Source organism: Bacillus sp. UNC41MFS5, from assembly GCF_000686805.1.
The window spans coordinates 1-5,207 of record NZ_JMLP01000045.1 but is presented as its reverse complement, the minus strand read 5'-3'; the positions used below and the strand labels follow the sequence as shown (position 1 = coordinate 5,207).

7 protein-coding genes, 1 rRNA gene, 1 pseudogene and 1 riboswitch are annotated in these 5,207 nt (G+C 36.5%); of the genes and pseudogenes, 2 read left to right on the top strand and 7 right to left on the bottom strand.

What is annotated here, in order from left to right:
* The 4 genes from BR30_RS0116075 to BR30_RS37365 form a co-directional block, all read right to left on the bottom strand.
* Positions 1 to 69 (bottom strand): 16S ribosomal RNA (locus tag BR30_RS0116075); the annotation flags it as partial.
* Between the two features lie 474 nt (positions 70 to 543).
* Positions 544 to 625: riboswitch (cyclic di-GMP riboswitch) on the bottom strand.
* A 341-nt stretch (positions 626 to 966) separates the two neighbouring features.
* Complete coding sequence (locus tag BR30_RS0116065; protein WP_026565868.1) at positions 967 to 1,164, bottom strand: hypothetical protein; 198 nt, start codon at positions 1,162 to 1,164, stop codon at positions 967 to 969.
* A gap of 225 nt (positions 1,165 to 1,389) precedes the next feature.
* Positions 1,390 to 1,821 (bottom strand): VOC family protein, encoded by a 432-nt coding sequence (locus BR30_RS0116060; RefSeq protein ID WP_026565867.1) that lies wholly within the window; start codon positions 1,819 to 1,821, stop codon positions 1,390 to 1,392.
* 206 nt (positions 1,822 to 2,027) lie between these two features.
* Positions 2,028 to 2,177 carry a hypothetical protein gene (locus BR30_RS37365; protein ID WP_197032349.1) on the bottom strand — a complete coding sequence of 50 codons (150 nt, stop codon included), beginning with the start codon at positions 2,175 to 2,177 and terminating at the stop codon, positions 2,028 to 2,030.
* Positions 2,178 to 2,691: 514 nt separating this feature from the next.
* Here BR30_RS37365 and BR30_RS36025 point away from each other — a divergent pair.
* Complete coding sequence (locus BR30_RS36025) at positions 2,692 to 2,814, top strand: anti-repressor SinI family protein (protein WP_081825482.1); 123 nt, start codon at positions 2,692 to 2,694, stop codon at positions 2,812 to 2,814.
* 184 nt (positions 2,815 to 2,998) lie between these two features.
* On the opposite strand, the pseudogene BR30_RS38885 reads toward BR30_RS36025, so the two are convergent.
* Positions 2,999 to 3,076: pseudogene (locus BR30_RS38885) on the bottom strand (ATP-binding protein); the annotation flags it as partial.
* Between the two features lie 127 nt (positions 3,077 to 3,203).
* On the opposite strand from BR30_RS38885, the gene tagU reads away from it, so the two are divergent.
* Entirely contained in the window at positions 3,204 to 4,127 is a 924-nt protein-coding gene (gene tagU, locus BR30_RS0116045; RefSeq protein ID WP_026565866.1) for a polyisoprenyl-teichoic acid--peptidoglycan teichoic acid transferase TagU, read from the top strand.
* A 188-nt stretch (positions 4,128 to 4,315) separates the two neighbouring features.
* Here the strand turns inward: tagU and BR30_RS37360 are convergent, their stop codons facing one another.
* Both BR30_RS37360 and BR30_RS36015 read right to left on the bottom strand, forming a co-directional pair.
* Complete coding sequence (locus tag BR30_RS37360) at positions 4,316 to 4,468, bottom strand: hypothetical protein (protein WP_197032348.1); 153 nt, start codon at positions 4,466 to 4,468, stop codon at positions 4,316 to 4,318.
* Positions 4,469 to 4,561: 93 nt separating this feature from the next.
* Positions 4,562 to 4,822 carry a zinc-ribbon domain-containing protein gene (locus BR30_RS36015; RefSeq protein WP_081825481.1) on the bottom strand — a complete coding sequence of 87 codons (261 nt, stop codon included), beginning with the start codon at positions 4,820 to 4,822 and terminating at the stop codon, positions 4,562 to 4,564.
* Positions 4,823 to 5,207: the final 385 nt, after the last annotated feature.

Genomic DNA, 5,207 nt, shown 5'->3' with positions numbered 1-5,207 from the left:
TCGCTCGACTTGCATGTATTAGGCACGCCGCCAGCGTTCGTCCTGAGCCAGGATCAAACTCTCCAAGAAAGTTGATTAGCTCATTTGTTACGTTGGCTCGTGTTCTTACTATATTAATAGAAGAAACACGATTAATATTGTTTGTTTGCACGATTTTGTTTGTTTAGTTTTCAAAGAACAATCTTGTTTGTCAGAAGCGACATTTGTTATCATATCGAATTTCTATCATAATGTCAATATAATAATTTATCTTTTTTTGAAATCACTTTTAACTAGTTGACCACCGTTAAAAGCAACTTTTTTATATTAACACTTTCATTTTCATTTTGCAACAGGCATTTTTTTGCCTCCCCGACAAAAACGGATAACACTAGAAAAGAGCTAAAAAAAAGAACCCCTGGGTTCCATATTAATAAATATTATTACTTTGTTTACCACATCTGATGCATTTACTAGAGTAATAACTGTACTTATGTCGTCTGCGAAAGAAGCACAGGATCGATTTAAATTTCAATTAGAACCACTCCTTTTTGAATGAATAAAACCGGCAGCCCAAGCATCATCGTTTCACCTTAGACCTGTAACTTTGCGTCCCTACTTTTCAATAGGCTTGCCTTTTCCAGATGGAATAATTATCTAATTTAATATTATCACTCTTTAAATAATTTCAGAAGACTAACAATTCGACGGCTATCGACAAAATTGTATAGAATGGATAATCACGATTGGCCGCTTCAGCTAACAAGTTTTTTTCTGAATGATGTTTTCTTTCTCTTGAATAATTTCAAGTGCGTGATCTAAATGATAAGCGCCCTTGGTCTCTCCCCCTGGTCTCAACTGAATAAAGTTAAGAGAAAAAATTTCTATTTTTATTGTCTTGTTATTTTTTCGCAATATAAAAACAAAACCGCCTCTATTGATGAGACGGTCTCCCTAACATCTACGAAGTTCTTTCTTTAGAAAAATTTAAAATGGTTTATTAGGCTCGTATGTGGGCTGTTGATTTTCTGCTTGGTATTGTTGACTTTTGGCTAAACCTTTTTGTACATTTTCATCTAATGAAAATTCTGTATCAACTTTATTAAATTGATTGGCTTGATTTTGAGCTGCAATTACTTTTTGTTGTTCACCTTGTACTCCATTCAAACTACTTTCTTTTTCCATTATGTTTCTCTCCTTTGTATTAAGCATAATTTTATTGATATACCAAAAGGAGATTAATTATTCATTCACAGAATAAATATAAACCGTTCTTATGAATATGAAACGGTTCAGCTAAACATATCTATATAAATTCCTACAAAAAAAATTAGTAGATTGCAATAAACAAATCCTCCTGTCCATTCGCGAACAGGAGGATTTGTTAGTGAAGCGAAAATCTGTTTGTTATTACTGCTGCTGCTCCCCTGAGACATTTACATGGAAGTTAACCCCGAACTTGTCCTTTACCATCCCATACAAGGGGGTCCAATCCGTCTTATGAAGGGGTACAATGACTTGTCCGCCATCTTCCAAAGCGGCGAAGATTTCTCTCGCTCTTGCCTCTTCTTTTGGATGGATGGCAATCTGAACCGTCTCGCCTGGCTGATAAGGCATGCCGGCATACGTATCTGAGAACATGAGATCCGCGTCGCCGACTTTCAAGTGTGCATGCATAACGCGATTCTTCATGTCATCCGACAATGGATAATTAGGGTCAGCAGGCATATCTCCGAACGTCGTGATACCCATCACTTTTCCGCCAAGCGCTTTCTCGTAAAAATGGACCACTTCTCTGGTGTTACCGTCAAAGAACAAATACGGGTTCAAACCAATTGACATCATTTAACAACCCCTTTGGAATAATTTGGACAACATCACTCATGATACATTAATATTGAGCTTGCGTAAACTGGACTAACCCACTTGATGGATAACTGCCCTTCTCAGCAGGAATATTTTTTTGTATAATGGATATATAATAAAAAAGAGAAGTGCTACTAACACTTCTCCATGCAACTGTACCGTCAGGGTGATGGTTGTTTATGTTATTTTATTCTTTTGAACCACCCTTTTTGCTTCGTACGGCGCAGGGTGGTTTTCTCGTTTTCTAGGACGTTTTTCCGAAAGAAATACGCGGTTATTTCACGTATCAATCCCTTCAGAACTTCTCGTAGAAATTCAAGAAATGTTTCCATGATTTTCACCTCCTTCCCGAAACGGAAAGAAGTGGAACAACCAACCACCCCAACAATATTCAGCTGCAACTATATTCTATCACTTTAAATCCATCTAATATCCTATCAATCTTTGACAAATTCCGGGGCGTGACAGGCACGAGGATTAAATTTGGAAAAAAAATCAAATATAATACTATTAATTTTTGTGCTTAGTGGCCGACTTGGAAGGATCATTTACAATACGAAATAAAAAGAACAATAAAAAAGAATAAGAACTATTAGTAGGATAGTTAAAACACATGACATGAAAGAATTAAATTTGACAAAATTTTTAACTTTCTGTCGTAATTTTTGGGTAAAATTTTATGCGAATGACCAAACATTCATAGTACTATGTATATAGTGCTTTAAAACTATAATTTTGATAAAGGAACTCTCTCTTAAAGATTGGATTTTAACACTACATATCTTTAGTTTTAGACAATAAATGTATAGTTGTCTAACATATTACATACTTTCAGGAGGATGAATAATGATAACTATCACCAATGAAAATGAACTAGATGAAGAATGGATGGAACTTATTAAGAAAGCTCGAGAAATAGGAATAACCATTGAAGAAATTAGTTATTTTCTTAATAACTCAACTTCGTAGAGTCAAATTTGCCAAATAAGCCTTAATGGGAGAAATTTGCACTTTCCATACGAATACATCAATCTGCAAATGGTATTTCCTGTAGTTTTGACAACATTTGATCATTCAACATTAATCTTTTCCTCCACAATAAGAAGCCCCACGACGGGTGCCTTTGGGGTACTCTTTTATCAATTCCTTTATATCAATCGTCTATTTTTGTGAACTCGGCAATTTCATCTAGAAATAATACACCTCCATGTGATAGTGAAATCCCCCCAGGTCCTTGGTGAGAATCCTTACGAGAAGCTGGCTATTTATTAACAACGAGTTTCTATAACGCGCCCCTGCTATTTTTTGATCGTATTAATAATTTCTGAAAAATGTATATCAATTGGAGGATATGTTGAATGAAACCGAAGAAAAAAGGTAGAAAGTGGTTAAAGATTACCGGAAGTATTTTATTAATCCTGTTAGTTGCCGGTGGAGCCTATGCTTTCACTGTCTATCATTCTTTTAAAAATGCGGTTGCAACCATGCATCAGCCAATTGAGCGGAAACAATCAGTAAAACGTATTGTACCAGTTGCTTTTAAAGAAAAGGATCCCTTTTCCGTGCTAATGTTAGGAGTTGATGAGCGGAAAGGTGACCGGGGCCGATCTGACACGATGATTGTCCTCACTGTAAACCCCTCTAATAATTCGGTAAAAATGCTCAGTATCCCACGTGATACACGTACGGAAATAGTAGGGAAAGGGAAAGAGGATAAGATAAACCACGCCTATGCCTTTGGCGGAGTTCCGATGGCAATGGATACCGTTGAGAACTTCCTCGATATCCCGATCGATTATTACATGCAAGTAAACATGGAAGGTTTTCAGGATATCGTAGATGCGGTGGGAGGAGTTACTGTACAGAATGATTTAGACTTTACCGAAGAAGGTTTCCACTTTGCAAAAGGTGAGTTAAATCTAAATGGTACAAAAGCTTTAGCCTACTCTCGAATGAGGCATGAAGATCCTCGAGGTGACTTTGGTCGTCAAACACGACAACGTCAAATTATTAAAGGGGTCATCAAAGAAGGAGCAAGCTTATCAAGTATCACTAATTTCTCAGATATTTTCACAGCTATCGGTAAAAATATAAAAACAAATCTTACCTTTGATCAATTGGTAGATATTCAAAAGAATTATAAATCAGTCGGAACAAACATCCAGCAAATGGAGATTAAAGAAACCGGTACGATGATTAATAAAATCTATTATGGATTGGTTTCAAACGAAGAGAAAAAGAGGATTCAAAGCGAATTAAAGTCACAATTAGCATTAAACTAAACATATTATAAGAGTAAGCAGGCATATCTTCTACAAAAAAACGAAGATTTCACGAGCGTGGCTCAGGGCGTGACACGGGATTTATCCCTACACTACAAGAATATTTTTATGTATAATGGATATATAATAAAAAGGAGAAGTGCGTCAACACTTCTCCCTGCAACTTCTACCGTCAGGGTGGTGGTTGTCTATGTGTTATTTTTATGAGAACCACCCTTTTGCTTGCGACGGCGTAGGGCGGTTTTCTTGTTTTCTAGAACGTTTTTCCGAAAGAAATAAGCGCTCAATTCACGCACAACTCCCCTCAAAACTTCTCTAAGAAATTCAAGAAATGTATCCATGATTATCACCACCTTTCCGAAACGGAAAAAAGCGGAACAACCAACCACCCCAACAATATTCAGCTGCAACTTCATTCTACCATTTTATATCAATCAAAAGCCTATCCATCTTCGACAAAATCCGAGGCGTGACAGGCACCAGGATTTATGCAAAATTATCTTATCAATAGGTGGGCTTCTTCTATTTTTATAACACTCCCTACACCCTCTCCCACTGTTTCGACTGTAGATATGCGCTTCCCATTCATGTCCTTTTTTGCAAATCCACCATACTTTCTTATCTGACCCAGGTGTTACTTGAGCTATACAAACTTTCACTCCACTACAATCGGTTAGATGACAAACTTCGCCCATTTTCCTCAGATTTCCCTTTTAACCAATCGTTTGATTAAAAGTGCCCCAACACTCGATAATTAAGAGTTAATCCTTCCATTTACATAAATAAACTGTTGAAAAATGAAAAAACAAATGTCGATAAATAGCATTTGAACCACTATTACCACTAATCGACATCCATTCGACTAAATTCCGTATAGGATATACTAATCAAACGTTTGGTTAAAACAGCTGCAAGTGCTGATATTAATTAATCTTCCCCCTCAAGCAGGAAAGAAAATTGTCGAGAACAGTTAATATTTTTCGCAGGAAATAACCCAATTTCCCACAAAATCAGATAGGTTTCTCTTGAACTTACACAATTCTAGTAAACTCCCGCCTTTTCGCCACTACACAAACGTTT

Coding starts and splice junctions, on each gene's coding strand:
- BR30_RS36025 (WP_081825482.1), top strand. CDS start 2,692: ATGATAACTATCACCAATGAAAATGAACTAGATGAAGAATGGATGGAA.
- BR30_RS36015 (WP_081825481.1), bottom strand. CDS start 4,822: ATGGGCGAAGTTTGTCATCTAACCGATTGTAGTGGAGTGAAAGTTTGT.
- BR30_RS37360 (WP_197032348.1), bottom strand. CDS start 4,468: ATGGATACATTTCTTGAATTTCTTAGAGAAGTTTTGAGGGGAGTTGTG.
- BR30_RS37365 (WP_197032349.1), bottom strand. CDS start 2,177: ATGGAAACATTTCTTGAATTTCTACGAGAAGTTCTGAAGGGATTGATA.
- BR30_RS0116065 (WP_026565868.1), bottom strand. CDS start 1,164: ATGGAAAAAGAAAGTAGTTTGAATGGAGTACAAGGTGAACAACAAAAA.
- BR30_RS0116060 (WP_026565867.1), bottom strand. CDS start 1,821: ATGTCAATTGGTTTGAACCCGTATTTGTTCTTTGACGGTAACACCAGA.
- tagU (WP_026565866.1), top strand. CDS start 3,204: ATGAAACCGAAGAAAAAAGGTAGAAAGTGGTTAAAGATTACCGGAAGT.